This is a genomic window from Gordonia terrae (assembly GCF_001698225.1).
GTDB classification, from domain to species: Bacteria; Actinomycetota; Actinomycetes; order Mycobacteriales; family Mycobacteriaceae; genus Gordonia; species Gordonia terrae.
In genome coordinates, this window is sequence record NZ_CP016594.1 from 4,143,682 (window position 1) to 4,170,422 (window position 26,741).

Here is a 26,741-nt window from a genome sequence, read left to right on the forward strand (position 1 = left end):
CCGACTGCTTGTTGTGCGTCAACCGATCTCGACGAGCAGATCGCCAGGAGCGACCTGCGTGACCGAGTCGATCGCCAGCCGCGCGATCTTGCCGCCGACAGGCGCGGTGATCGTGGCCTCCATCTTCATGGCCTCGATGGTGCCGACGGCCGCACCGGCGGCGACCTCGTCGCCGACACCGACACTCAGCGAGACGACCCCGGCGAACGGTGCGCCGACGTGACGGGGATTGGACCGGTCCACCTTCTCCGCAACGGCCACCTCGGCGTCGACCGACCGGTCACGCACCTGCACCGGCCGCAGCTGTCCGTTGAGGATGCACATGACGGTGCGCATGCCCTTGTCGTCGGGCTCACTGATCGCCTCGAGTCCGATGAGCAACTCCACACCCGGTTCGAGCTCGACGCGGTGCTCCTCGCCGTACCGCAACCCGTAGAAGAACTGGTTCGCCGACAGTCGTGAGGTGTCGCCGTAGGTTTCTTGATGGTCGTCGAACTCCTCTGTGGGGCCGGGGAACAGGAGCCGGTTGAGGGTGTGCTGCCGCTTCGGTCCTGGCGTGTCCAGTGCCACCGAGTCCTCGGCCGACAGGCCCTCGGTCGACGCCGCGTCGGGACGGCCCTCGAGCGCCACGGTGCGGAGCGGCTCCGGCCACCCGCCGGCCGGGTCGCCGAGCTCGCCGCGCAGGAAGCCGACCACCGAGTCCGGGACATCGTGGGATCGCGGATCGGCGGCGAACTCTTCGGCGGTGATCCCCTTGCCCACCAGTGCCAGCGCGAGATCGCCCACGACCTTCGACGACGGGGTGACCTTGATCAGCCTGCCCAGCATGCGGTCGGCGGCGGCATAGGCTTCCTCGACCGCCTCGAACCGGTTCCCGAGCCCGAGCGCGATGGCTTGTTGCCGCAGGTTCGACAGTTGCCCGCCCGGGATCTCATGGGTGTACACACGTCCGGTCGGCGACGGCAGCCCGGATTCGAAGGGCGCGTATACTTTTCGCAGCGCTTCCCAGTATGGTTCGAGATCGCAGACCGCCTGGAGGTCGAGGCCGGTGTCGCGGTCGGAATGCGCGGCCGCGGCGACGATAGCGGACAGCGCGGGCTGGCTGGTGGTGCCGGCCAGCGCGGCGCTGGCGCCGTCAACCGCTGACGCTCCGGCCTGCCACGCTGCGAGATAGGTCGCCAACTGCCCACCGGGGGTGTCGTGGGTGTGCACGTGCACCGGCAGATCGAACTCCCGGCGCAACGCCGACACCAGCGTTGTCGCAGCAGGGGCACGCAGCAGCCCGGCCATGTCCTTGATCGCCAGCACGTGCGCACCGGCATCGACGATCTGCTCGGCCAGCCGGAGGTAGTAGTCGAGGGTGTACAGATCTTCGGCCGGGTCCGCCAGGTCGCCGGTGTAGGACATGGCCACTTCCGCCACCGCCGCGCCGGTCTCGCGGACCGCATCGATCGCCGGGCGCATCGCCTCGATGTTGTTGAGCGCGTCGAAGATCCGGAAGATGTCGATCCCAGTCGCCGTCGCCTCGGCGACGAACGCAGTGGTCACCTTCGTCGGGTACGGGGTGTAACCGACGGTGTTCGCGCCGCGCAGCAGCATCTGCAGACAGATGTTGGGCACCGCTTCGCGCAGCTGCGCCAGCCGATCCCACGGGTCTTCCTTCAGGAAGCGCAGCGCGACGTCGTAGGTGGCCCCACCCCAGCACTCCAGGGACAACAACTGCGGAGTCATGGCCGCGACATACGGAGCCACGGCCATCAGGCCGGTCGTACGCACCCTTGTTGCCAGTAACGACTGATGCGCATCGCGGAAGGTGGTGTCGGTGACGCCCAGCGCCGTCGAATCGCGGAGGTCATCGGCGAATCCCTGCGGCCCCGATGCGAGCAACCGCTGCCGCGATCCGTCCGGAGGCGATGCGAGCATCGCCCGGTCCAGGGTGGGTAGCTTGTCGCGCGGGTAGACCGTGGTCGGGCGCTCGCCATGGGGCTTGTTGACGGTGACATCGGCCAGGTAGGTCAGGATCTTCGTACCGCGATCGGCCGACGATCGTGAGGTCAGCAACCAGGGCCGGTCCTCGATGAACGAGGTCGTGACCCGCCCCTCGCGGAAGTCGACATCGTCGAGCACCGCCTGCAGAAACGGGATGTTGGTGGCCACACCGCGGATGCGGAACTCGGCCACCGCACGTCGGGCCCGTCGCGCCGCGGTGGCGAAATCGCGTCCTCGGCACGTCAGTTTGACGAGCATCGAGTCGAAATGACCGCTGACCTCCCCACCGAGTACCGCGCCACCATCCAGGCGCACCCCGGCACCCCCGGGACTGCGGTAGGCGGTGATACGCCCGACGGCAGGCCGGAAGTCGTCGGCCGGATCCTCGGTGGTGATGCGGCACTGCATCGCCGCACCGCGGATCTGTAGCCCGTCCTGACTCAGACCGAGGTCGTCGAGCGATTCACCCGAGGCGATCCGCAACTGCGCGGCAACCAGATCCAAGTCGGTGGTCTCCTCGGTCACCGTGTGCTCGACCTGGATTCGCGGATTCATCTCGATGAACACGTGCCTGCCGTGTTCATCGAGCAGAAACTCGACGGTACCTGCGCAGGTGTATCCGATGTGTCGCGCGAAAGCGACTGCATCAGAACACATCCGTTCACGGAGCTCAGCGGACAAGTTTGGTGCCGGCGCCAGCTCGATCACCTTCTGGTGACGGCGCTGCACCGAGCAGTCCCGCTCGAAGAGATGGATCACGTTGCCCTGGGTGTCGGCGAGGATCTGCACCTCGATGTGGCGCGGGTTGACGACAGCCTGTTCCAGGAACACCGTCGCATCACCGAAGGCGGCCTCGGCCTCCCGAGAGGCCGCTCTGATCGCTTCGGCAAGGCCGGCGATCTCCTCCACCCGGCGCATACCTCGGCCCCCGCCGCCGGCGACGGCTTTCACGAACACCGGGAAGTCCATGTCGTTCGCGGCCCGCACCAACTCGTCCACATCCGCCGACGGCTCCGACGACGCCAGCACCGGCAGTCCGGCCGCCTTGGCCGCGGCCACCGCCGTCGCCTTGTTACCGGTCAGCTCCAGCACATCGGTCGACGGCCCGACGAACGTGATCCCCGCCTTCCCGCACGCCCGCGCCAATTCCTGGTTCTCCGAGAGGAATCCATAACCCGGGTAGATCGCGTCGGCACCCGAGCGTTCAGCTGCCGCGATCATCTCCTCGACCGACAGGTACGCGCGCACCGGTTGACCCGGATTCCCGATCTGATACGACTCATCGGCTTTGGCCCGGTGCACGGAGTTCCGGTCTTCGTAGGGGAACACCGCCACCGTGCGGGCACCGAGTTCGAAGGATGCGCGGAAGGCGCGCACAGCGATCTCGCCGCGATTGGCGACCAGGACTTTCTCGAACACGTGGCTCTCTCTCGTCGGGCTGGGGTGTGGTGGCCAGGGCGCGGTGGTTGTCAGGCCGAGGTCAGTGCCCGCTGGGGCGATCCGGAGTACTGACTGAGCGGGCGTATCAATGCGTTGGAGTCGACTTGTTCCATGACGTGGGCGGTCCAACCGGTGATCCGGCTCATCACGAAGATCGGCGTGAAGGAGCCGATGTCGAAACCCATCAGGTAATACGCAGGACCCGTGGGGAAATCGAGGTTCGGTTTGATCCCCGTCCGTGCGTCCATGACGGCTTCGAGTTCGGAGTAGATCTCGCACCATTTGGTCTCACCGAGATGATTCGCAACGTCGAGGAGGGCCCTCTTCATGGTCGGCACTCGCGAGTCACCGTTCTTGTAGACGCGATGGCCGAATCCCATGACCTTCTCCTTGGCGTCGAGTTTCGCGTTGAGCCACTGCGCGGCGCGGTCGGGGCGGTCGATGTCGATCATGTCGTACATGACGGCCTCGTTGGCCCCACCGTGCAGCGATCCCTTCAGCGCACCGATCGCCGCGGTGACCGCACTGTAGATGTCCGACTGTGTCGAGGTGACCACGCGGGCGGCGAACGTAGATGCGTTGAAACTGTGTTCGGCGTAGAGCACCATCGACTTCTCGAACGCCCGGACGATCACCGGATCGGGAACCTCACCGAAGCACATGTTCAGGAAGTTCTCGGCATACCCCAGTCCGTGGTGCGGAGCGATGGGATCCTGACCGCGACGGCGACGCATGTCGGCGGCGACTATGGTCGGCAGGACAGCGAACATCCGTAACGATTTGTCGTAGTTGGCTTCCGGGGTACTGAGTTCTTCGTCGGGGTCCTCGGTACCCAGGAAACTGATCGCGGTGCGCACCACGTCCATCGGGTGACAGTTCTCCGGAATACGGTGCACGACAGACAGAATTGTTCGATCGAGTCGCCGGCTGGCGCGTTCACGCTGCGTGAACAGCGCCAGTTGCCCGTCGGTGGGGAGTTCGCCGTGCCAGAGCAGGTAGGCGACCTGCTCGAACGAGCAGTGCTCGGCGAGATCCTGCACGGCGTACCCGCGATAGGTCAGCGAATTGGTCTCGGGGACGACCTTGGAGATGGCCGTGGTGTCGACGACGACACCGGCGAGCCCCTTGTAGATGGTGGGGGTCTCGACAGTGTCGGCGGCGCCCGCGTCGGCTGTGGTCATTGCGGTGCTCCCTCGATGGTGAAGTCGAACAGGTCGGAGTCGAAGTCGTTGTAGTCCTCGTAACGAAGCAGTTCGTACAGCCTGCTGCGGTGCTGCATGTGGTCGATCAACCCGGATTGTGTTCCCTGCGCGTCAATGTCGCGCAGGCCGCGCTCGACCGCGCCCATTGCGATCCGCAGCGTGGTCACCGGATAGATGACGGCGTTGTAACCGACACTCGTCAACTGCTCGGCGGTCAACAGGTCGGACTTGCCGAACTCGGTCATGTTGGCGAGCAGCGGCACGTCGACGGCCTTGCGGAACTGCTCGAACTCGCCGAGGTCACGCAGTGCCTCGGTGAAGATGAGGTCGGCGCCGGCATCGGCGTAGGCCTTGGCCCGGTCGATGGCGGCGTCGAGTCCCTCGATCGCGCGGGCGTCGGTGCGCGCGCAGATGACGAAGTCGCTGTCGCGGCGGGCGGCGACCGCCGCACCGAGCCGCTTGACCATGTCGCCTGCGGGAACGACGTCTTTACCGTCGAGATGACCGCAGCGTTTGGGATTCACCTGGTCCTCGAGGTGGCAGCCTGCGAGTCCGGCGTCCTCGAGTGTTGCGACGGTACGAGCTGCGCTCATCGGTTCACCGAAGCCGGTGTCGGCGTCGACGAGGGTGGGCAGTTCGGTTGCGCGGGCGATGGATCCGCCGCGCGCCGCGACCTCGCTGAGGGTGGTGAGCCCGATGTCGGGAAGTCCCAGGTCGGCCGCGAGTACCGCACCGGACACGTAGACGCCCTCGAAGCCGATGTCTGCGATCAGCTTCGCCACGAGGGGGGAGAATGCTCCTGGCCAACGCTGGAGGGTCCCGGAGTCGAGACCCGCCCGCAGAGCCTGCCGCTTCGCCGATGCGGAGGTGCTCGACGAGAACAGACCCGAGACCGTGGAGTCGGAGGAGGTCGATGTCATCAGAAGATGCCCTTCCCGGTCTGCGGGGCCTGGTCCAGGACCGCCGGCAGCACAAGCGTGTTCAGTGCGGAGAGACTGCCGGGGGTGAGGGTCTCGAGCTTCTCGACGTCGCCGAGGAATCGATCCTGCTCGTCGGTGTCGATGACGCCCTGTGCCATCGACCGGAACTTCGCGATGTACTGATCCCGGCCGAACGGGCGGGCTCCCAGCGGGTGCGCATCGGCGACAGCGAGCTCGTCGGTGATGACGGCGCCGTCGCGCAGCGTGATGACCGCCTTCGCGCCGAATGCCTTCTCCTTCGGGTCGCTCGAGTGGTAGCGACGGGTCCATTCAGGGTCCTCGACGGTGGAGATCTTCTGCCACAGCGCGATGGTGTCGGGCCGATGGGCGCGCTCGGGGGCGTACGACTGCTGGTGATCCCAGGTGCCGTCCTGCAGCGCGACGGCGAAGATGTACATCACCGAGTGGTCCAGGGTCTCGCGGCTCGCGTTCGGATCGAACTTCTGCGGGTCGCCGGATCCGGTTCCGATGACGACGTGGGTGTGATGGCTCGTGTGCAGCACGATCGACTCGATGTCGTCGAAATCGCCGATCTTCTCGCGCATCCGGCGGGCGAGGTCGATCGGCGCCTGGCTCTGGTACTCCGCGGAGTGCTCTTTGGTGTAGGTGTCCAGGATGGCGCGTTTGGCCTCACCGGGTCCCGGGAGCGGAATCATGTATTCGGCTTCCGGACCGCTCAGCAGCCAGGCGATGACCCCGTCCTCGCCTTCCCAGATCGGGGCCGGGGCACCTTCGCCGCGCATCGCGCGGTCGACCGCCTCGACCGCGATCTTGCCGGCGTGCGCCGGTGCGAAAGCCTTCCAGCTGGAGATCAGACCCTTGCGCGACTGGCGGGTGGCCGTGGTCAGATGCAGCGCCTGCCCGATCGACTGGTAGATGGTCTCCGCGTCCAGGTTCAGCATCGTGCCCAAACCCGCGGCCACCGACGGCCCCAGGTGGGCGACGTGGTCGATCTTGTGCTCGTGCAGACACATTCCACGAACGAGGTCGACCTGGACCTCATAGGCGGTGGCGAGACCACGGATCAGGTCGTGACCGCCGGCCCCGACATGCTGACCGACCGCGACCAGCGCCGGGATGTTGTCGCCGGGATGGGAGTACTCCGCGGCGAGGAAGGTGTCGTGAAAGTCGAGCTCACGCACGGCGACTCCGTTGGCCCACGCGGCCCACTCCGGCGAAAAGCTGCCCTCGATTCCGAACACCGTCGCACCCGGCGCGCAGGGATGAGCCTGTGCCTGCCGACGGGCGGAGGTGACCGGACGACGGATGACCGAGGCGGCGCTCACGGCAGCGTTGTCGATGATGCGGTTGATGATCATCTCGCGGGTGTCAGCGGGCACCTCGACCGGATCGACCGCGATGTCGGCGATCTTTTGAGCAAGGTGCTCAGACTGTGGAAAATCCTCGGAGCTGCGGCGGGTGCGAACGTGGTGAGTGATCATGTTCGCACCGTACGCATTGCCGCGTATCCGTGAAAAGACCTGGCAGATGCGTATTCTTGCGGATGCGATCAGCCGGTCTTGCGAACGTTGTGGATGTCCTACGCGCTATGCTGACGTCGTGGTGAGAGCAACGGGCGGAACCTCCGGTCGACGAATGTTCGTGGGTGCGCGCCTCCGTCGGCTACGCGACGAACGAGGGCTGTCGCAGGCTGCGCTGGCCCGGCGAATCGACCTGTCGACCAGCTACGTCAACCAACTCGAGAACGATCAGCGACCGCTCACGGTGCCTGTGCTACTGACGTTGTCGCGCGAATTCGACCTCGACGCCGACTATTTCGCCCCGGACGGGGACGCCCGGCTGGTTGCCGACCTCGCCGATGTCCTGGCCGCCCAGCCCGACGTCCCCGACATCAGCCGCGCGGAGATCGCCGAACTCGTCGCGCGCATGCCGGCGGTCGGCACGACGCTTGTGAACCTCCATCGCCGCCTGACCGCGGCCGCCGGCGAAGTGGAGAACTACCGGGCGCAGGTGTCCGGCGACGCGGCCCGTCCGGCGTCGACCCCGATGCCCTTCGAGGAGGTCCGCGATTTCTTTTACGACCGACGCAACCACATCGACGTTCTCGACCTGGCCGCCGAGCGGATCTTCACCGAAAACGGCCTCTCGATAGGCGGTCTCGATCTCCAGCTTGCCGAGGTCCTCGCCGACGACCACGGTATCCGCGTGGCCATCGCGCATGATCCCGATCCGACAGCGCGCGCCCATACGCCCAAGCGACGGTTCGATCCCGCCGACCGCACCGTGCACCTCGCCGGACGATTGACCGCGGGACAACGCGCGTTCCAGTTGGCGACCCAGTTGGCCATGGTCACCCAATCGGAGGTGATCGACGAGATCCTCGCCGACGCCGATGATCTCAGCGACGAAGCCGTCCCGGTTGCCCGTATCGGGCTGGCCAACTATTTCGCCGGAGCACTACTACTCCCCTACGAGGTCTTCCGGCGGGCCGCCGCCACCGCCCACTACGACATCGAAGTGCTCAGCCTCGGTTTCGAAGTCGGTTTCGAGACCATCTGCCATCGCCTGTCGACCCTGCAGCGCCCGGGCAGTCGCGGAATCCCGTTCATCTTCGTGCGCGTCGACCGAGCGGGGAACATCTCGAAACGTCAGTCCGCCACCGCGTTCCACTTCTCTCGGGTCGGCGGGAGCTGCCCGCTCTGGGTCGTACACGACGCGTTCGCCACACCGGGACGGGTCGTCACCCAGGTCTCGTCCATGCCCGATGGGCGCTCGTACTTCTGGCTCGCCCGCACCACCGTAGAACCCGGCGGATACCTCAGCCCCCACAAGAGCTTTTCGATCGGACTCGGTTGCGACGTCGCGCACGCCGAGCGCCTCGTCTACTCCACCGGAGTGGATCTCACCGATACCCGTACCGTCGTACCGATAGGCGCCGGGTGCAAGGTCTGTGACCGTCCGGCGTGTTCCCAGCGCGCATTCCCCCAACTCGGTCGGCCCATCCATGTCGATCCCGAGGTCAGCGACTCGGTCCCCTACCGTCCCCGCCCGACTCCGGACTAGCATTTCCACCACGCGAGTACGGAAATCAGGCTCGTGAGGTCACCCGATCGCGCGCAGCAGCGACGAATGCCCGGACGATCTCTCCGAGGACGGCTCCTAGCTGTGGCACCAACTGTTGGAACGAGGTCGAGCCGCGAGCAGTCCCTGACCCCGAGAGTGGGCCCGAACTGGCACACTGTCGCCCATGCTTGCCTTCCTCGTCCGGACCGTGCTCACCGCGGTGGCGCTGTGGGTCGCGACGCTGATCGTTCCCGGCATCGACTTCGTGGGCGGTTCGACGACCGCCGAGAAGATCGGCATCGCGCTGGTCGTCGCCGTGATCTTCGGTGTCCTCAACGCGATCATCAAGCCCATCGTGCAGATCATCGCCATCCCCTTCTACATCCTCACGCTCGGGTTGATCCACATCGTCATCAACGCGGCGATGCTCGAACTCACCGCGTGGATCACGCGCAACACGACGCACTGGGGTCTGGAGGTCGATGACTTCTTCTGGTCGGCGATCTTCGGCGCGATCGTCGTGTCGGTCGTCGGCTGGCTGCTCGCCCTGCTGATGCGCGATCCGGCCGACCGATGAACAGCTCGTCTCGCGTCACGACGCGACGCCCCGCCTTCCGGGCGATCTCGGTACTCGCGGCGCTCGCAACCGTGCTCCTGGTGGTGTCGGGGTGCGGCAGCGACACCGGCGATCAGCCCAGGTCGGTGACCGTGGTCGGGACGGGACAGGTGACCGGTACCCCGGACACCCTGCGCGCCGACATCGGCGTGGAGGCCACCGCTCCCGACGTCACGACCGCGCTCGACGAGACGAGCGCCAAGGTCACCGCCGTCACCGACGCCGTCGTCGCCGCCGGGGTGGAACGCAAGGACGTCGCGACACAGCAGGTGTCGGTGAACCCGCAGTACACGAACCCCTCCCCCGGCACTACGAGCGAGGTCGGGGGCTACCTCGCGACCAACACGATCCGGGTCACCATCCGGGACATCGCGAAGGCCTCCGCGGTCCTGAGCGCGGCCGCCACCGCGGGCGGCGACAACACCCGCATCAGCAACGTCTCCTTCGCCATCGACGACGACTCGGACCTCCTCGACCAGGCCCGCGAGGCGGCGTTCACCGACGCCCGCGGCCGCGCCGAGCAATACGCGAACCTCGCCGGCGACTCCCTCGGCAAGGTCCTGACCATCACCGAGAGCACGAGTGGCCAGGAGAAGTCCGCGACACCGGGCACCTTCGAACGCGACGTGGCCGCGGCGCCGGTCCCGGTCGAACCCGGGCAGCAGGAACTCACGTTCACCGTGAACGTCACCTTCGCCCTCGACTGAGAGCAGAGACCGACATGCGCGCCGTACTACAACGGGTCAGCAGAGCCAGTGTGAGCGTCGACGGCGAGGTCGTCGGCGCACTCGACATTGCGCCCGGCGCCGCGGGACTCGTCGCACTCGTCGGGGTCACGCACGACGACACCACCGACCACGCCACGAAGCTCGCCGACAAGATCTGGCGGCTGCGGATCTTCGACGGCGGCGACGGTCCCGAACGGGCCGCCGCCGACCTGGACGCCCCGATCCTCGTCATCAGCCAGTTCACGCTCTATGCCAACACGGCCAAGGGCCGGCGCCCGTCGTGGAATGCCGCCGCTCCCGGACCCGTCGCCGAACCGCTGGTCGAGGCGGTCGTCGACGCGCTACGGACTCTCGGTGCCACCGTGGCCACCGGCCGCTTCGGCGCCCACATGGAGGTCGGTCTCGTCAACGACGGACCCGTCACGCTGATCCTCGACGTCTGAGACGACCGGGTCGTGCGGTCTCACGACTATCGTCGGGGTGGTGGGACGAATAACCGCACGCCGCCGCGTCACCCGCATCCGACGGGATGCCGCCCCGACGCAGCGTGCCGACACCCTCGCAGTGGAGGAGCCGCTCGAGATCCGGGTCCGCGGGACGTCCATCTCGGTGACCATGCGTACGCCCGGCAACGACTTCGAACTCGTGGCCGGCTACCTCGTCTCCGAAGGTGTGATCGCGACCGGAGCGGACTATTCGACAGCCCGCTACTGCGCGGGCACTGACGCCGACGGGATCAACACCTACAACGTCGTCGACGTCTCACTCGCCGCGCACGTTCCCGCGACAGCGCCCGGACTCGCGCGTGCCACCACCACGACGAGCGCCTGTGGCATCTGCGGCAAGGACAGCATCGAGTCCGTGCACACCGCGTCGGTCCGCGACCCCGGCGCCGACCCGATGACGATCGCCGCGAACGCCGTGCTGGATCTGCCCGATCGGTTGCGCGCCGAACAGACCGTCTTCGACAAGACCGGCGGTCTGCACGCCGCAGCATTGTTCGCCGCGGACGGAACATTGCTGACGGTCCGTGAGGACGTCGGCAGGCACAACGCCGTCGACAAGGTCGTCGGGTGGGCTGTACTCGCCGACCGACTGCCGCTCACCGGCACCGTCCTGCAGGTCTCCGGCCGAGCGAGTTTCGAACTCGTCCAGAAGGCCGCGATGGCCGGCATCCCGATGCTCTGTGCGGTGTCGGCACCGTCCTCGCTGGCCGTCGACGCCGCCGACGACCTCGGCATCACGCTCGTCGGATTCTCACGTGGCGAGTCGATGGTGGTCTACACGCGACCCGACCGGATCACGGCCCCAGTCACCGAACACGCCGTCACCGAACACGCGGCGGTCGCCCCGAATTGAGGTCGTGGCGGCTCGGATCGTCGAGCGCGACCCCGCTGACGGGATCGAACCAATAGGTCTCGTCGACCACCGGCGTCAATCCGAGAACGTCGCCGGCCTCGATGGTCCGCCGATGGTCGACGCGTACGACGACCCGGCTGTTCCGCAGCGACAGGTCCGCGCTGCAGTACACGAACTGCTCGGCACCGAGTTCCTCGACGAGGTCCACAGTCGCGGACAGGGTGCCGGATTGGGGAACCGCGGACACCTGCCAGGACTCGGCGCGCAACCCCACGACCACGTCGCGCGAGGCCAGCGACGCCAGCACCGAGCCCGGGACCCGCACGGTCGCATCGCCGAGTCGGACCGACTCGTTCTCGACCCGGGCGTCGATCAGGCACATCTGCGGCGAGCCCATGAAGGACGCCACGAACAGGTTGGCCGGACGGGAGTAGATCTCCCGCGGCGTCCCGACCTGTTGCAGCACACCGTGATCGAGGACCGCCACCCGGTGTCCCATCGTCATCGCCTCGACCTGGTCGTGCGTCACGTACAGGGTCGTGATGCCGAGTTCACGCTGCATGGACGCGATCTGAGCGCGCGTACTGACCCGCAACTTCGCGTCGAGATTCGACAGCGGTTCGTCCATACAGAACACCTTGGGACGCCGGACGATCGCCCGTCCCATCGCCACCCGCTGCCGCTGCCCACCCGACAGTTTCGCCGGCTTGCGATCCAGGAGCGCGGTGAGCTCCAGCATCTCGGCCACCTCCGACACACGGCGCGCGGTGTCTTCCTTGCCCATCCCGGCATTGCGCAGCGCAAACCCCATGTTCGCGGCCACCGTCATGTTCGGATAGAGCGCGTAGTTCTGAAAGACCATCGCCACGTCGCGAGCCTTCGGGGCCACGCCGACGACGTCGGCTCCATCGATGAGGATCGCTCCGGACTCGACCGGTTCCAGGCCCGCGACCATTCGCAGGCTGGTCGACTTGCCGCATCCCGACGGGCCGACCAGCACCATGAACTCACCGTCGGCGACGGCCAGGTCCAGCGAGTCCACGGCCGGCTTCTGGCCGTCCGCGAAGCGTCTCGTCGCACCCTCATAGGTCACCGACGCCACGCGTCATCCCTCCGCTCGTGTTGTGTGTCAATCGAGTCGACGCTGTGGATCACGGGAGTTTCGGCTTGATCTGGGTGTCGTAGATCTGGGCGATCTGCCGCTGCGTGTCGGCAAGGGTCGAGGCGACGTCGGCGTTCTGCAGACCGATCCGCTCGTACCCGGTACCGATGATCTTGTCGCCGCCGGGCACGAAGACGCGCGCGTAGTTCTGCGGCTGGGTTCGCGGCAACTGCTCGATGGCGGTCGCGAAGTTCGGGTTCTTCGCCAGGAACGCGACCATCGACGGGTCGTCCTGCGCCGCCTTGCGCACCGGCATGTAACCGACGTTCTGGGAGAAGTACGACGTGTTCTCGGTGTTGGTGATGAACTCGATGAACTTGAGGGCGTTGACCTTCCGGTCGTCGGACAACTTGGCCGGGATGGCCAGTCCGGCGCCGCCCGTCGGGCACCCCGAAACCCCCTGCGGTGCGGGCAGGAACGCCGTGCCGAACTCGAACGTGGCGTTCTCGGTGATCCCCGACAGGTCGCCGGTCGACGCGATCGTCGATGCGATGATGCCCGCACTGAAATCGCCGGCGATGTCGTTGGAGATCTTCGCGTAGCGCTTGGTGTTGATCGAATCGCTCAGGTACTGCGCGGCGGCGACCGTCTTGGGGTCGGTGAACTTCAGTTCCCAGTCGTTGGAGTAGGCACCGCCGAAGGTCCAGGTCGGGCCCTGGAAGGTCCAGCCGAGGTAGTCGACGGCGTTGCCCCACCCATGAGCGCGCTTGTCGCCACCGACCACGGTCTGGATCCGGGGGCCCCAGTCGTCGAACTCATCCCAGGTCTGCGGTCCGCGGTCGGGCAGGCCGGCCCGTCGCCACACGTCCTTGTTGTAGTAGAAAAGCGGCGTCGACCGAGCGTACGGCAGCGCCCATGTCTGGTCGTTCCACTTGTAGTCGCCCACAAGCGAATCGACGTAACCGGCGGTGTCGACACCGGCGCGGCCGAACAGGTCGTCGAGCGGGGCGATCGCACCGATGAGCGCGAAGTTGAACCACCACACGTCGGACAGGATCATGATGTCGGGGACCGCACCGCCCGAGAGGGCCGCGTTGAACTTCTGGGCTGCTTCTTCGTAGTTCTTGCCGGCGTCGACGAGCTGGACGGTGATGCCGGGGTTGGCCGCCTCGAACCGCGAGATCAGTTCGCGTTCCACCTCGACCGACTTGCCCGGGTGGTTCGACCAGAAGGTGAGCTTCGAGGCATCACCCGACGACGAGCCGCCGTCGCCCGAGCCGGCGCAGGCCGTGACCAGGGCTCCGGCCGCCGCGGTCGCCGATGCGGCCAGGAAGCCGCGGCGGGACATGTTGATCATTGTCGTCTCCTGTCAATCGTTCTCGTGCGAAGGCGTTCTCGCGCGAAGGCGTCTCGTGCGAAGGCATGGTGCGTGAGGCATCGGCGGGTGCGGGCAGTGCGCGGTCAACCCTTGACCGCCCCGGACGTCAGGCCCTTGATCATGTGTCGCTGCAACGCCAGGAAGATGGCGAGCATGGGCAGCATCGTGAGCACGGTGGCCGCCATGACCGGACCCCAGTTGGTCAGCCCGTCGCTGTTCTGCAGTTGGGTGAGTCCGACGGGCAGGGTGGCGACGGTGTAATCGTCGGCCATGAGGAACGGCCAGAGATACTCGTTCCACTCGTTGACCAGTGTGATCGTCGCGAACGCGACCATCGTCGGGATCGACAGCGGCAGGACGACGCGGGTGAGCAGTCGGAAGTGCCCGGCCCCATCCATCCGTGCGGCCTCGATGATCTCGGGTGGCAGCGAGAGAAAGTGGTTGCGCATCAAAAAGGTTCCGAAGGCGACGCCCGCGAGCGGGAGGATGATGCCGATGAAGGTGTTGCGGAAGCCGAGTTGGGCGACGAGTGCGTAGTTCGTGATGACCGTGATCTGGTTCGGGACCATCAGCGCCGCGATGATGACGACGAACACCACGTTCTTTCCCGGAAACCGCAGGAACACCAGGCCGTAGGCACTGAGCACGCCCAGCACGAACTTCGACGCGCCGAGGATTCCGGTCACGATGACCGAGTTGCGCAGAAAGGTCCAGAAGGGCACCGACGTCGTGGCCTCGGAGTAGTTCTCGGGACGCCACGTCGACGGCCACCAGACGGCCGGCTGCACGTAGATCTCGGAGCGATCTTTCAGCGAGGCCAACAGAATCCAGATCAGGGGCAGGGCGATGATCACCAACACCACCGCCATCGCGGCGTACCCGCACGCGTCGGCGAGCCGTCGACGTGTGACCGGCGACATCCGCGGGACGTCGGGATGCACCGGCCTCGTGGCCGACGATGTCGGAGTCGATGGCTTTCCGGTGCGCTTCTGTGCGGCATCGGCTTCCACAACCGAACCGGCGGTGACAGGCCTCATCGGGCACCTCGATCCATCATGCGGACCTGGACGACGGTGATGACCAGGAGGACGACGAACATGACCGTTGCGACCGTGGCGCCGTAACCGGCCCGGAAGTTGACGAAGCTCTCCTCGTACACCTGGTAGACCATCGTCGTGGTGCCGTTGCCCAGCGGCCCGCCGCGGGTCATCACGTTGATGATGTCGAACACCTGTAACGAGTTGAGCAGCACGGTGATCGACAGGAAGAAGGTGGTCGGACGCAACTGCGGGAGCAACACCTTGCGAAAGTACGTCCACCATCCGGCACCGTCGATCGCCGCCGCCTCGTCGAGATCGGAACGCTTGCCCTGCAGGGCCGCCAGGTAGATCACGAACGTGTACCCGAGGTTCTTCCAGATGTAGGTCACCGTGATCATGAACAACGCCCAGTGCGGTTGCTGGTAAAAGTCCGGCGCGGTACCGAGTCCCAGACGCCCCATCACGTCGTTGATCAGACCGAAGCTGGGGTCGAAGACGAACTGGAAGGCGATCCCCACGGCCGCGCCGGACAGCACGAACGGCGCGAAGGCCGTCGACCGCACCAGGTTGCGGCCGCGCAACTTACGGTCGAGCAGCAGGGCCAGACCCAACCCCGCGATCATGCTGCCCGCGACGGCGGCCACGGTGAAGATGACCGTGTTCGAGACGATCACCCGCGTATCGGCACGGGTGAACCACTCGATGTAGTTGTCCAGGCCGATGAACGTGGCCCCGGACTGGGCGATATTCCAGTCGTAGAACGACATCCGCACGTTCTCGACAAGCGGGCGATACGTGAAGACCGCGAGGAGGATCAGGTTGGGCGCGACGAGCAACAGGAACAACCCGTAGCTCCGCCAGGGGCGTCTGCCGGTGGCGGGCAGGACATGTTCGTCGACCGATGGCACTGGCGAAGTCTCGCCGTAGGAGACGACCGGATGGTGAACTCAGGCAGCGTCTCCGGTGAACGGTGCCTTCACAGCCGCGAACAGCATGTCGGACCGTTCAGCCTTCCCCTCGTGACGCCGCCAGCCGGACCAGCTGGCCCGTGGTGGCGTCGGGGAGGTATGCCCTCGACACGGCCACACCGATACGCGGGAGGTCTGATTCGTCCCGGAACGCGAGATAGACCGGCTCGTAGCGTGGGTTGAACTTCTTCTTGAAGGTGTGCAACGACCGGAACCCGTAGTACGGCTCGAGGGCCGCCCCCAAGGTGTCGAGGAGTTTGTCCAGCGGTTCCGCGTCCGACTCGCCCGTGCGTGCCAGCGGCGCTCCCGACAGTGAGATGAACTGCGCTCCATCGTCTTTGAAAGCCACCGCCGACGATGCGATGAGATATTCGACGACCGGCCCGAACCCGTCGGTCCGTCGTCTCATGATGTCGAGCGTCCACCCCGCGACGTCGCCGCCGGGTGCGTACACGGGCAGCCATGACAACACCCCGTGCACATTGCCTGCGGGGTCGACCGCGAGCGCGACCCGCACGGCGGGGTCCATCGCCTCCTCGACGCTGCCGAGGGTGAAGCCCATCTCGGGCAACCCCTTGTCCCCCACCCATTCCTCGGAGATCGCCCGCACCTGTGTCCGGACGGCGAACGACTCGTCGGCGAGGGTGACCATCCGCAACGAGATATCCTGTTTCGCCGCCTTGTTCATCGCTGATCGCACGTGCTGCCACGGTTTGCCCTTGAACTCCAGTCCCGGCAGGTCGACGATCGTGTCCTCGGCGATCTGCACACTGAGCCAGCCGCGTTCGGTGACGATGCCGGAGGTGGCCGACCCGATCGAGAACCAACACGGCGTGCTACCCGAACTCTCGGCGAGGTCGACGAAGGCTCCGACCGCGTCTCGCAACCGCTCGGGCGCACAGACCGGATCCGCCAGCGCCAGCATCGTTCCGACGTGCTTGCGGTAGGTCACGACGGCCTGACCGCCGAGGTCGCCCTCCGGACCCGTGAACTGATAGCTGTTGCCGGGCCACGTCGTCATCCACGACATCGTGCCGCCGCCGTGGGTGCGCAACAGTTCTCGGACCCGTTCCACCGGGTCGTCGTCGTCCCCGACAGTGCCCACCTGCCGCACCCGCCAGGGCACCGCGAATGCGAACCGCCCCGGGATGAGGATGGCCAGCACAAGCACCCAGAGAAGCGTGGTACCCAGGGTGACGGCACCCTCGGTCGACACGTCGGTGAAGATGACGAGGAACACCGCGAGCACGGTCACGATGACGTTCAATGCGCCGATGACCACGGCGACCCACCATGCCCACCGTTTGCCACGGCGCAGCTGATCGGCGATCAGAACGTTGACGGCCAGGCCGATCAGCATCGTGAACACCGAGTCGTCGCCGGAGTCGGTCGGACCGAGCGGCCCGCTGCCCGGGAACAGGAAGACCAAGAGGTTCGCACCGGCGATGATCAGGAGCGCGGCGCACCCCAACATCCGGACCTCGCGGCGCGTGCGCGGAACCCAGCCGCGCTCGTTGGTGGCGAAGAACTTCTCGCCGACGATCAGCATGATGACCGCCGCGAGGACGTACTGGACCGAGGCCAGGGTTCCCTGGAACAGGAACGCGACCGAGACGATCGCCCCCAGCAGCACGCGGACGCGCAGCCGCCATGGCGAACGGACGGTCGCCGAGGCCACCGCCACCGCCGACACCACCAGCGCTCCGACGCCGGTGCCCCGCGAGTCCGCCAGTTGTTCGGCCCATCGCCACGACGTGACCTCCGACGACAGCAGCCACAGCAGCACGACGGTCAGCAGGCACGAGATCAGGTGACCGCCGACGCCTACCAGAACAGCTCTCACGGTACCCAATTGCCATTCGGCCCATCCCATTCCGACGACAACGGCCACAAGTGCCAGCAGGTAGAGCCAGGGTCCGGGTTCGATGAACGCGGACGTCACCGGCGTCCACCACCGCCCCTCCCGAAGGGCGGGCAATCCGAACGCGACGTCGCGGTACCACGACTTGTCCGAGGCCCGGCCCCACAGCGATCCGGTCGTCGCACCGACGACCAGCAGAGCGACCGCGAGGGCGATGGTGAACGGAAGCCTGCGCACCACGGTGAGCCAGGACACGTCAGAATGCATGGTCAACCGTACGACGACCCGGCCGCGCCCACACGGTCATCGAGACGATCACTCAATCGGCGGGCGACGCACACCAACGTTCGTCCTCACGGAACCAGAGCACCGGCACGTCGTCGATGCGCATCGCATCAGGGTCGAGCCACCACGTGACGTCCGGACCCCAGCCGGCCAACACCGTCGCGCCGTCCCGCGTCGCGAGTGGAATCTCGATCCCGGCGCTGCTGAGGTAGCCGTTGACGCTCACGTGTACCGCGTCGTGGTCATCCGCGACTGCTTCCCAGTCGGGCATGTACCAGCGGCGGTGCCGGCCGGTGGTGTTGTACCAGTCCCACTTCCTCGAGGCGGTCACCTCCAGCGGGTATCGGTCGACGAGCCGGGCCCAGTCACCGGGCGCTCCGATCTCGTACACGCGCGCGCGTTCGGCGACGGACACCGCCCACACCCGGGCCTCGTCCCCGATCGACGTGTCCTCCTCGGCGATGAGCTGCACTGCGCCGAGGCCCGGGCGGGCACGCGTCGTCTGCGCCGTCCCAGCGGCGTATGGGGTCGACCACCACTCACCGGAGAGAGCGCGATGCGGATGTCGTTGGTACTCCTGCCGGCAGCGCTTCTCGCTGGAGTCGATGTGGGCACGCCACTCATCCCACCGAACACCGTCGCTGCGATACGGCAGCGTCGACTCCGGGAACGCCTCGTTTCCGAACGGATAGGCGATCATGCGCTGGAGCTCCGGGTCGATCGGGTCGTCCCACCACGCGCAGGCCGGATGCCGGGATACCGATTCCGCGATAACCGTGAGTAGCGTGACGACCTCACTTGCGGCGTAGAGGATGTCCTCCTTGTCGGGAGGCTGCCAGTATCGGGCGAAGTCCACCGCGTAGCCGAGTGCGCCCAGGAACTCCGATTCATCCGCCGCAACGAGGCCTTCGATGTCGACGCTCCGAATCGCGGACTGAACTTCGATCAATGTCCGAGGGCGACGATACTGATCGCCTCGGTCGCCCGTGGCGTGGCGGAATGCCACGTTCGCGCAGAGGAATCGACCGCGCGGCGTAGCCAGGATCCGTTGGGCTCGGGTCACCTCGCCGACGGTATCGGTGACCGAAGCCGAACGCCATGGGATTAACGCCATGGGATTACTGCTCGCGGCCCACCGATCACCGAGATGATGCACTCCGCGCCGGGGCGCGAACCGCATACCATCCCCTACCGACAACCGACCGTCACCCAGGAGAACACGAAACTCGTTGCACAACACCAGAATCGCCGGTACAGTAGAACTCACATTCGACTCACCACGGGGGTGACGGTCATGTTCGATTCCCAGCAGGTCGTAGACACCGACGAGCGGCCCCCTCGTGCGGTCGAGTTGGTGGCCGACCTCCACCGCATCCTGGATGAGCTGCAGTCGGTGGACCTGGCCCCGTGCACCGATACCGAACTCACCGACGTCGCAGCAGACACCGAACGTGCCATCGCGCGACTGACCGTTGCCGGTGACCGGCAGATCGATCAAGTCGAGGCTCGCGACCTTCCCCGCAAGACCGGTTGCCGAACCCTCATGCAGTTCATGACCCATCGGCTGCGAGTCTCGAACCCGATGCGTCGCCGCAAGCAGATGGACGCCACCGCCCACCGCACCAGCCTCGGCGGTGAAGTCCTGCCACCCGAACACCCCTGCCTGGCTGAGGCTTTCACTCAAGGCGCGGTGGGTACCGCGCACGTGCAGGCGACCCTGGATGTCCTCGATCGCATCCCGGCGGCTGTCGACCACGACGTCAGGGTCGCTGCCGAGCGTCAGATGGCCGAGATCGCCGCCGACCACACACCCGCCGACATCACCCAACTCGGCGCGCGGCTCCTCGCTCACCTCGACCCGGACGGCACCCTGGCCGACGACACCGACCAGAAACGACGCCGCGGCCTGTGGATCGGTCGCCAACGAGCCGATGGCACCGCCAAAATATCGGGCACCCTCACCCCCGCACTCGCCGCCCGGTTGACTATGATGTTCGCCGTCTGGGGCAAACCCGGACTCAACAACCCCGACGACCCCGCCTCACCCCAGGGTCCGGCCGGAGCCGCTGACCCCGAAGCCGTAGCGGCGGCAGCCGACCGTGACGGCCGCACTCTAGCCCAGACGAACCACGACGCGCTCGACGCCGCACTGGCCGCCGGTTTCGCCGACGGGACACTCGGGACATCGCACCGCGGCCTGCCCGTGCAACTGATCATCAAAGCCGACCTGAACGACCTGATCCGCGAAGCCGGGCTCGCGACCACCGCCACCGGAACCCTGCTGCCCATCCGGGACGTCATCGCGCTCGCCGCGGATATGCAGCCCTGGCTGGCGATCTTCAAAGACCACACCGCGGTGCCTTTGCACTTCGGTAGGGGTAAGCGTCTCGCCACCCGCGAACAACGCCTCGTCTCCTTCGCCCGCCCCGACGGCGAAGTGTGCTCCGCACCCGGATGCGACCAGCCCGCCACCCACGTCGAACTCCACCACGCCCAGAAAGACTGGGCCAAAGGTGGTTCCACCGACATCGACGACCTCGCACCGGCCTGCCCCCGCCACAACCGCATGGTCGGCGACCAGCCCGGCCAGTACACCACCCGCATCGAACGGTCCGGCCCCGACGAAGGCCGCTGCCTCTGGCGACTCAACACCGAACCCGGCGCGCCACCCAACCCCGACCGCCTCAACCGCCGGCCCGACATACCCCGGCGGTTCACCACACACCTGAACACAGTGCGCAACGAGATCCACGGACCGACCACCCGGCCCGGCGACCAAGCACGCCCGTACGGCCACACCCACGACGACGCGCGCCGCTCATGGTCGACGATCAGCCACGTCATCGACGTCCGACCACCCCGACCCAGCCTACGACAGCTTCACCCCTCCCTCATCGAAGCACACCTCATGGAGCTCCTCGCACGTAACTGACTGCGCTGCAACGCAAGACGACCCTTCGAGGCTCGTCGACCTCGACGCGCTCCTTTGTCGCTTGCTCGGCCCGGCGGTTAACGCCCATCGCACCCCAGGGAGCAGGTGGATCCTTGCGGCCACGCAAGGCGCTAGCCGTTACTCGACGGACTTCACGACCGCGTCGACGGCCAGGTACAGAATGGCGTTCTCCCGCTCGAGGATCGACATGTCTCCGGGCAGCGCCCGCTCGATCGACACCCCGCTGACGACGGCGTTCAGAAAACTCGCCTGTTGGGACACATCACCGTCGACCAGCGCCCCCTCTTCGTCCAGGACTGTCAGCCAATGTTCCATCCGGCGCACCCCTTCCGCCGCCATCGCCAGGTACGCCGAACGTGTCTCGTCCGTGGGCTCGGGAACGATGAACGCGTCGAAGACCTTGATCCAGGCTTTCCGCGCCTCATCTCCCGCACTCGGGGCAAGCACCTTCCGCAGACACTGCACCAACCGATCCCGCGCCGGCACCGACCGGTCATGGATCACGTCGTCGTCCGAGGTCGCCACATCGTAGATCGTGCGCAGAACCGCATCACGCAGAGCACGCTGCGTGGGGAAATGATGCCGCAACGACCCCATGCTCACCCCCGCACGCGATGCCACCGCTCGCACACTTAGCGACGACGCCGGATCCTCACCGACCATCTCGCACGCCGCGATCAGCACCTTCGCCCGGGAGTCCAGTTCTGACTTCTGCGCCACCGTCACCTCTCTCGCCCGCGGGTTCTCGTGTGACCACGCACCCTCGGTCAACCAACACACTGTACTAGCACAGTGTGCTAGCGTGTGATCACTACCGAAATAGTACAGCGTGCTAGTGCCATGAACAGGAGTGATACGCCGTGTTCCACCAGTGGATGCAACAACGCACCGCACAACGGATGACCCCCGGCGACGGCCGGCCCCTGCAGCGGTTCCGGTGGTGGCAGTTGCCCGGGCGCGCGCTGTTCCACCTCCAGCTAGACACGATCTACGCGGTGGACGTCCGGCACTGGCAGAACCAGAGCTCCGACGAGGTGACGGCCGACCTGTATCGCGCAGGCAAGCAGATCGCGGTGTCGAAACTTCCGGCAGCGTTCCCCGTCGAAGGCGGCACGATCCAGGTGGCGATGAGCGGATCAGGCCTCAAGCGGTGCCACTACGTCGCCGACGACGGCCGTGAACGGCAACTGAGTCCGGACCCGGCCTCGGCTGAGGGGCGTCGCGCTCGACTTGCGCAGAACCACCCACTCACCAGCCGGTTGATCGCCACCTCCTCGGCGGTCTTGCTGATCGTCGGGGTCGCACTCCTCATCCTGCAGGTCGCCGAACCCATCTCCCGGATCCCGCCGATCGCGGAATCCATCGGATCGATCACATCCCCGGTCCAACTGCCGGTCTGGCTCAACGTGGCCCTCGGAGTCGGTGCGGCGGCCGCCGGGCTGGAGCGCGCGCTCCGACTCCGATACCACTGGCTGCTCGACACAGCCGGGACCTGACCTCACACGCCGAACGGAATGGAAAACGAACACAATGAGAACCAGACTCATCTCCTCGATCGCGGTGACAGGTCTTCTCGTCGCCGGTTGCTCGATGACATCCACTCCCGATCCCCCGCTCGATCGCGCGCAACCCGCGAGCCAGACGGAGCTCCGGTGGTCGCCCTGTCCCGCCGGCGTCGAGGACCCTGACGCCGGCCCACCGCAATTGCAATGCGCCACAGTCCAGGTGCCGCTGGATTACCACGATCCCGACGGCGAACAGATCGACTTGACCATCTCGCGCCTGCCGGCGAGCAATCCCGACACCCGACGTGGTTCGCTCATGCTCAATCCCGGTGGTCCCGGCGGCAGCGGACTGGATCAGCCAGTCTTCCTCACACAGCGCGGAATCCCGCAAGAACTTCTCGACACCTATGACCTCATCGGGATCGACACGAGGGGCATCGGCCATTCGTCGCCCATCAGTTGCGGTTTCACTCCCGACATCGAGTACTACGGGGCCGTACCTCCATACGCGTACGATGACACGGCATTCGACGAGCAAGCGACAACAGCCGAGGTGGTGGCGAACCGGTGCGCCGCCAACGACGACGGCCGCATGCGACACATGACGACGGCGAACATGGCGCGCGACCTGGACCGGATCCGCGCCGCACTCGGCGAGGAGAAGGGCAACTTCCTCGGATACTCCTACGGCACAGCGCTGGGCGCCGCGTACGCATCGATGTTCCCGACTGCGACCGACCGAATCGTGTTGGACAGCAACATCGGTGACACCCACCTCGACCGGGACGGGATGCGTCGGTACGCACGCGGCATGGAGGACACGTTCCCCGACTTCGCACGGTGGGCAGCGGCGCGGGACGCCCGGTACGGCCTCGGGAACACGCCCGAGGCGGTGCGCGACACGTACTTCGCCATCGCGGACAAACTCGATCGCGCCCCGGTCGACGGGATCGACGGTCGCACGTTCCGGCTGGGCATGTTCGTCTCGCTGTACAACCCCGCTTCGTACGACGCGACAGCGCAGAACTGGATCGCCATGCGGGACCGTGCACCCAACGACACTCCGCCGGCCATCAGCGCGGCCGCTGCCGAGACGGACAACAGCTGGTCGGTGTTTCTGGCGGTGACGTGCAACGACGTCGAATGGCCGAGTGATCCCACGGTGTACGAGAAGGCCATCGAGGAAGACCGGCAACAGTACCCGCTGTTCGGTGCCGCGGCAGCAAACATCATGCCGTGCGCCTACTGGCAGATCGACCGGACCGCGCAACCGGTGGCTGTCGAGGACGAAGGACCGACCAACGTGCTTGTGGCACAGCATCAGCGCGATCCGGTGACTCCACACGTCAACGGCGAGCGGATCAACGAGAAGTTCGGCGACCGCTCCCTGCTGCTCAGCGTCGACGGCAGCGGGCACGGCGTCTTCGCACTGGGCACGAACGCATGCGCCCAGGACGTCGTCACCGACTATCTGGTCGATGGCAACATGCCGGAGCAGGACGTGACCTGTCCCGCGTAGGCACGCGCCTGACCGGCCGTCACCCGAGGCGGTAAGCGGTCGGTCAGGCTCCCGAGGGGCGCGGCGTGAGGATACGCGGCCCGTCGGCGGTGACCGCCACAGTGTGTTCCCAATGGGCCGAACGTGATCCGTCGTCGGTGACAACGGTCCAATCGTCGTCGAGAACCGAGGTGTCCTCGGTACCGAGCGTCAGCATCGGCTCGATGGCGAGAGTAGAGCCGATCACGAGGGTCGGTCCCTTGCCGGGCTCACCCTCGTTCGCGAGGAACGGCTCCATGTGCATCTCGCGGCCGATCCCGTGCCCACCGTAGCCGTCGACGATGCCGAACGGGCGACCGAACGTCTTCTCCGCGGCGCGGGTGCCGAGCTCGATCGCGTGCGAGATGTCGGTGAGGCGCGCACCGTCGACCATGGCGGCGATCCCCGCCTCCATCGACAACCGCGTCGCCTCGGACAATTCCGCGTCGGCGGTCGACAACTCACCGACCCCGAAGGTCCAGGCCGAGTCGCCGTGCCAACCGTCGAGAATCGCGCCGCAGTCGATGGACACGAGATCGCCCTCGGCGAGCACGACATCGGCCGATGGGATTCCGTGGACCACCACCTCGTTCACCGAGCTGCAGATGGACCCGGGAAAACCGTGGTAGCCCTTGAACGACGGCACCGCCCCGGCGCCACGGATCACGGACTCGGCGACTTCATCGAGGTCGAGGGTGCTGACGCCCGCTTTCGCTGCCTCTCGCACCGCCACCAGCGCGGACCCGACGATCGCGCCGGCGGCGGCCATGGCGTCGAGCTCGCCCGCGCTGCGGAACGGCACGACGCGCTTGCGCTTACGAAAACCCATGCGTTACAGCGATTCCCCGGTTGTCAGGTTGCGCCGTGTCAGGAGACGCCGGCGCCGAGGGCGCTCAGGACGCGCTGATGAACGCCCTGGATGTCACCGACCGCATCGATGGTCTTGACCTGGTCGCCGTAGTAGGCGAGCAGCGGCGCGGTCTCCCTGGTGTAGACGTCCATCCGGTTGCGGATGACCTCTTCGGTGTCGTCAGCGCGGCCACGAGCCAGCATGCGCTCCACGACCACATCGGTGTCGACGACGAACGAGAGCACCGCATCGAGCGAGGCGTCGAGGTTCGCCAGGATGTCGTTGAGTGCGTCGGCCTGCTCGGTCGAACGCGGGAAGCCGTCGAGGATGAAACCCTTCGACGCGTCCGGCTCACCGACGCGGGCACGGACCATGTCCACGGTGATCTCGGACGGGACGAGATTGCCGGCGTCGAGGTACTTCTTGGCCTCGACACCCACGGCGGTGCCCTGAGAGATGTTGGCGCGGAAGAGGTCGCCGGTCGAGATGTGGGGGATCCCGAGTGCTTCGCTCAAGAGTTCCGCCTGGGTGCCTTTGCCTGCTCCAGGCGGGCCGAGAATGACAAGTCTCACTTCAGGAATCCTTCGTACTTGCGTTGCATCAACTGACTGTTGATCTGCTTCATCGTGTCCAGACCCACGCCGACCATGATCAGCACGGCCGTACCACCGAACGGCAGGTTCTGGACGTTGCCGCTGTTGCCGATCTCCAGGAACAGGTTCGGGAGTACCGCGATGATACCGAGATAGATCGAGCCGGGCAGAGTGATGCGACTGAGCACATACCCGAGGTACTCGGCGGTCGGCGCGCCCGGACGGATGCCCGGGATGAACCCACCGTACTTCTTCATCTCGTCGGCGCGTTCCTCCGGATTGAACGTCACCGCCACGTAGAAGTACGTGAAGAAGATGATCATCAGGAAGTACACGGCAATGTAGACGCCGTTGCTGGGATCGGTCAGATACCTGGTGACGTACTCCTGCCACGTCGATTGCGTCCCATCGGGATTGCGCGTGAGCTCGACGATCAGCTGCGGCAGGTACAACAGCGACGAGGCGAAGATCACCGGGATGACGCCGGCCTGGTTGACCTTCAACGGGAGATAGGTCGACGATCCGCCGTACATCTTCCGGCCGACCATGCGCTTGGCGTACTGGACCGGGATGCGTCGCTGGCCCTGCTCGATGAACACGACGCCGGCGACGATGATCAGTGCGGCGACACACACCAGGGCGAAGACGAGTCCGCCGCGGCTGTTCAGGATGGTGCGACCCTCGGCCGGGATACGGGCGGCGATACCGGCGAAGATGAGCAGCGACATGCCGTTGCCGATGCCGCGTTCGGTGATGAGCTCGCCGAACCACATGACGACACAGGCGCCGGCGGTCATGACGAGCACGATGATCGAGAGACCGAAGATGCTCGAATCGTTGAGGACCTCGCCGCTGGTCGCACAGGACTGCGGGAGGAGCTGGCCGCGATCGGCCAGGGCCACGATGCCGGTCGACTGCAAGAGTGCCAATGCGACAGCCAGATAGCGCGTGTACTGCGTCATCTTGGCCTGCCCGGCCTGACCCTCCTTGCGAAGCTGCTCGAACCGCGGGATGACCACGGTGAGCAGCTGCACGATGATGGCCGCGGTGATGTACGGCATGATGCCGATCGCGAACACCGACAGCTGGAGCAGCGCTCCACCGGAGAACAGGTTGATCAGGGAGTAGACCGAACTCGACTCACCCGACGAGACCTCGTCGAGACACGCCCGCACGGCCTGATAGTCGACGCCCGGCGACGGGACCGTCGCGCCCAGCCGATACAGGATGATGATGCCGAGAACGAAGAGGATCTTCTTCCTCAGGTCCGGCGTCCGAATGGCCGCGAAGAGGGGGGAAAGCACTAACTCCTCCTAGGAACGACCACGCGA

The 26,741-nt window shown here is 66.3% G+C and carries 22 protein-coding genes; 8 read left to right on the forward strand and 14 right to left on the reverse strand.

Annotation, left to right across the window (positions count from 1 at the left end; all coding sequences use genetic code 11):
* Positions 1–18: 18 nt before the first annotated feature.
* The 4 genes from BCM27_RS18650 to prpD are packed head-to-tail and all read right to left on the reverse strand — an operon-like array spanning position 19 to position 7,053.
* Complete coding sequence (locus tag BCM27_RS18650) at positions 19–3,408, reverse strand: pyruvate carboxylase (RefSeq protein WP_004023543.1); 3,390 nt, start codon at positions 3,406–3,408, stop codon at positions 19–21.
* A gap of 50 nt (positions 3,409–3,458) precedes the next feature.
* Positions 3,459–4,610, reverse strand: coding sequence for a bifunctional 2-methylcitrate synthase/citrate synthase (locus BCM27_RS18655; RefSeq protein ID WP_004023544.1), 1,152 nt, complete (start codon positions 4,608–4,610; stop codon positions 3,459–3,461).
* Positions 4,607–5,551, reverse strand: coding sequence for a methylisocitrate lyase (gene prpB, locus BCM27_RS18660; protein WP_004023545.1), 945 nt, complete (start codon positions 5,549–5,551; stop codon positions 4,607–4,609). Before prpB ends, BCM27_RS18655 begins: the two co-directional genes overlap by 4 nt.
* Positions 5,551–7,053 (reverse strand): 2-methylcitrate dehydratase PrpD, encoded by a 1,503-nt coding sequence (gene prpD / locus BCM27_RS18665; protein ID WP_004023546.1) that lies wholly within the window; start codon positions 7,051–7,053, stop codon positions 5,551–5,553. The genes prpB and prpD overlap by 1 nt, the downstream gene beginning before the upstream one ends.
* A gap of 154 nt (positions 7,054–7,207) precedes the next feature.
* On the opposite strand from prpD, the gene BCM27_RS18670 reads away from it, so the two are divergent.
* The 5 genes from BCM27_RS18670 (at position 7,208) to fdhD (ending at position 11,338) form a co-directional block, all read left to right on the forward strand.
* Positions 7,208–8,635: a short-chain fatty acyl-CoA regulator family protein gene (locus BCM27_RS18670; RefSeq protein WP_004023547.1), complete on the forward strand. Its 1,428-nt coding sequence runs from the start codon at positions 7,208–7,210 to the stop codon at positions 8,633–8,635.
* Positions 8,636–8,819: 184 nt separating this feature from the next.
* Positions 8,820–9,212: a phage holin family protein gene (locus BCM27_RS18675; protein ID WP_004023548.1), complete on the forward strand. Its 393-nt coding sequence runs from the start codon at positions 8,820–8,822 to the stop codon at positions 9,210–9,212.
* Positions 9,209–9,958 carry an SIMPL domain-containing protein gene (locus tag BCM27_RS18680; RefSeq protein WP_004023549.1) on the forward strand — a complete coding sequence of 250 codons (750 nt, stop codon included), beginning with the start codon at positions 9,209–9,211 and terminating at the stop codon, positions 9,956–9,958. The genes BCM27_RS18675 and BCM27_RS18680 overlap by 4 nt, the downstream gene beginning before the upstream one ends.
* A 14-nt stretch (positions 9,959–9,972) precedes the next feature.
* Positions 9,973–10,422: a D-aminoacyl-tRNA deacylase gene (dtd, locus tag BCM27_RS18685; RefSeq protein WP_033205133.1), complete on the forward strand. Its 450-nt coding sequence runs from the start codon at positions 9,973–9,975 to the stop codon at positions 10,420–10,422.
* 40 nt (positions 10,423–10,462) lie between these two features.
* Positions 10,463–11,338, forward strand: a complete 876-nt coding sequence (fdhD, locus tag BCM27_RS18690) for a formate dehydrogenase accessory sulfurtransferase FdhD (RefSeq protein WP_033205165.1) — start codon at positions 10,463–10,465, stop codon at positions 11,336–11,338.
* Here fdhD and BCM27_RS18695 read toward each other — a convergent pair.
* From BCM27_RS18695 to BCM27_RS18720, 6 genes are all read right to left on the reverse strand, one after another.
* Positions 11,307–12,440, reverse strand: coding sequence for an ABC transporter ATP-binding protein (locus BCM27_RS18695; protein WP_004023552.1), 1,134 nt, complete (start codon positions 12,438–12,440; stop codon positions 11,307–11,309). The two genes, fdhD and BCM27_RS18695, sit on opposite strands and share 32 nt — an antisense overlap.
* A 49-nt stretch (positions 12,441–12,489) precedes the next feature.
* Positions 12,490–13,797: an ABC transporter substrate-binding protein gene (locus tag BCM27_RS18700; RefSeq protein WP_004023553.1), complete on the reverse strand. Its 1,308-nt coding sequence runs from the start codon at positions 13,795–13,797 to the stop codon at positions 12,490–12,492.
* 104 nt (positions 13,798–13,901) lie between these two features.
* The gene (locus tag BCM27_RS18705) at positions 13,902–14,738 is read right to left on the reverse strand and encodes a carbohydrate ABC transporter permease (RefSeq protein ID WP_033205164.1); all 837 of its coding nucleotides are present in this window, start codon (positions 14,736–14,738) and stop codon (positions 13,902–13,904) included.
* A 113-nt stretch (positions 14,739–14,851) separates the two neighbouring features.
* Positions 14,852–15,766 (reverse strand): carbohydrate ABC transporter permease, encoded by a 915-nt coding sequence (locus tag BCM27_RS18710; RefSeq protein ID WP_004023555.1) that lies wholly within the window; start codon positions 15,764–15,766, stop codon positions 14,852–14,854.
* Positions 15,767–15,863: 97 nt separating this feature from the next.
* Positions 15,864–17,954 (reverse strand): bifunctional lysylphosphatidylglycerol flippase/synthetase MprF, encoded by a 2,091-nt coding sequence (locus BCM27_RS18715; protein ID WP_004023556.1) that lies wholly within the window; start codon positions 17,952–17,954, stop codon positions 15,864–15,866.
* A 52-nt stretch (positions 17,955–18,006) separates the two neighbouring features.
* Entirely contained in the window at positions 18,007–18,921 is a 915-nt protein-coding gene (locus BCM27_RS18720) for a hypothetical protein (protein WP_239450618.1), read from the reverse strand.
* A 345-nt stretch (positions 18,922–19,266) separates the two neighbouring features.
* Between BCM27_RS18720 and BCM27_RS18725 the strand changes: the two genes are divergently transcribed.
* A complete protein-coding gene (locus tag BCM27_RS18725; RefSeq protein WP_033205162.1) occupies positions 19,267–20,904 on the forward strand; it encodes an HNH endonuclease signature motif containing protein in 1,638 nt (545 codons plus the stop codon).
* Between the two features lie 138 nt (positions 20,905–21,042).
* On the opposite strand, the gene BCM27_RS18730 is transcribed toward BCM27_RS18725, so the two are convergent.
* Positions 21,043–21,645: a TetR/AcrR family transcriptional regulator gene (locus BCM27_RS18730; protein WP_033205160.1), complete on the reverse strand. Its 603-nt coding sequence runs from the start codon at positions 21,643–21,645 to the stop codon at positions 21,043–21,045.
* A 140-nt stretch (positions 21,646–21,785) separates the two neighbouring features.
* On the opposite strand from BCM27_RS18730, the gene BCM27_RS18735 reads away from it, so the two are divergent.
* Both BCM27_RS18735 and BCM27_RS18740 read left to right on the forward strand, forming a co-directional pair.
* Positions 21,786–22,421 (forward strand): hypothetical protein, encoded by a 636-nt coding sequence (locus tag BCM27_RS18735; protein ID WP_004023561.1) that lies wholly within the window; start codon positions 21,786–21,788, stop codon positions 22,419–22,421.
* 34 nt (positions 22,422–22,455) lie between these two features.
* Positions 22,456–23,949 carry an alpha/beta hydrolase gene (locus BCM27_RS18740; RefSeq protein WP_033205129.1) on the forward strand — a complete coding sequence of 498 codons (1,494 nt, stop codon included), beginning with the start codon at positions 22,456–22,458 and terminating at the stop codon, positions 23,947–23,949.
* Between the two features lie 43 nt (positions 23,950–23,992).
* On the opposite strand, the gene map is transcribed toward BCM27_RS18740, so the two are convergent.
* From map to secY, 3 genes are read right to left on the reverse strand one after another with little or no spacing between them, the layout of a single operon-like run.
* Positions 23,993–24,796 carry a type I methionyl aminopeptidase gene (gene map / locus BCM27_RS18745; protein ID WP_004023563.1) on the reverse strand — a complete coding sequence of 268 codons (804 nt, stop codon included), beginning with the start codon at positions 24,794–24,796 and terminating at the stop codon, positions 23,993–23,995.
* Positions 24,797–24,834: 38 nt separating this feature from the next.
* Positions 24,835–25,389 (reverse strand): adenylate kinase, encoded by a 555-nt coding sequence (locus tag BCM27_RS18750; RefSeq protein ID WP_004023564.1) that lies wholly within the window; start codon positions 25,387–25,389, stop codon positions 24,835–24,837.
* Positions 25,386–26,714, reverse strand: coding sequence for a preprotein translocase subunit SecY (gene secY / locus BCM27_RS18755; protein ID WP_004023565.1), 1,329 nt, complete (start codon positions 26,712–26,714; stop codon positions 25,386–25,388). The genes BCM27_RS18750 and secY overlap by 4 nt, the downstream gene beginning before the upstream one ends.
* Between the last annotated feature and the right edge of the window lie 27 nt (positions 26,715–26,741).

Excerpts from the sequence above, each read along its gene's own strand:
- BCM27_RS18655 (WP_004023544.1), bottom strand. The coding sequence starts at position 4,610 with ATGACCACAGCCGACGCGGGCGCCGCCGACACTGTCGAGACCCCCACC.
- prpB (WP_004023545.1), bottom strand. The coding sequence starts at position 5,551 with ATGACATCGACCTCCTCCGACTCCACGGTCTCGGGTCTGTTCTCGTCG.
- prpD (WP_004023546.1), bottom strand. The coding sequence starts at position 7,053 with ATGATCACTCACCACGTTCGCACCCGCCGCAGCTCCGAGGATTTTCCA.
- BCM27_RS18670 (WP_004023547.1), top strand. The coding sequence starts at position 7,208 with ATGTTCGTGGGTGCGCGCCTCCGTCGGCTACGCGACGAACGAGGGCTG.
- BCM27_RS18675 (WP_004023548.1), top strand. The coding sequence starts at position 8,820 with ATGCTTGCCTTCCTCGTCCGGACCGTGCTCACCGCGGTGGCGCTGTGG.
- BCM27_RS18680 (WP_004023549.1), top strand. The coding sequence starts at position 9,209 with ATGAACAGCTCGTCTCGCGTCACGACGCGACGCCCCGCCTTCCGGGCG.
- dtd (WP_033205133.1), top strand. The coding sequence starts at position 9,973 with ATGCGCGCCGTACTACAACGGGTCAGCAGAGCCAGTGTGAGCGTCGAC.
- BCM27_RS18700 (WP_004023553.1), bottom strand. The coding sequence starts at position 13,797 with ATGATCAACATGTCCCGCCGCGGCTTCCTGGCCGCATCGGCGACCGCG.
- BCM27_RS18705 (WP_033205164.1), bottom strand. The coding sequence starts at position 14,738 with ATGTCGCCGGTCACACGTCGACGGCTCGCCGACGCGTGCGGGTACGCC.
- BCM27_RS18715 (WP_004023556.1), bottom strand. The coding sequence starts at position 17,954 with ATGCATTCTGACGTGTCCTGGCTCACCGTGGTGCGCAGGCTTCCGTTC.
- BCM27_RS18725 (WP_033205162.1), top strand. The coding sequence starts at position 19,267 with ATGTTCGATTCCCAGCAGGTCGTAGACACCGACGAGCGGCCCCCTCGT.
- BCM27_RS18740 (WP_033205129.1), top strand. The coding sequence starts at position 22,456 with ATGAGAACCAGACTCATCTCCTCGATCGCGGTGACAGGTCTTCTCGTC.
- map (WP_004023563.1), bottom strand. The coding sequence starts at position 24,796 with ATGGGTTTTCGTAAGCGCAAGCGCGTCGTGCCGTTCCGCAGCGCGGGC.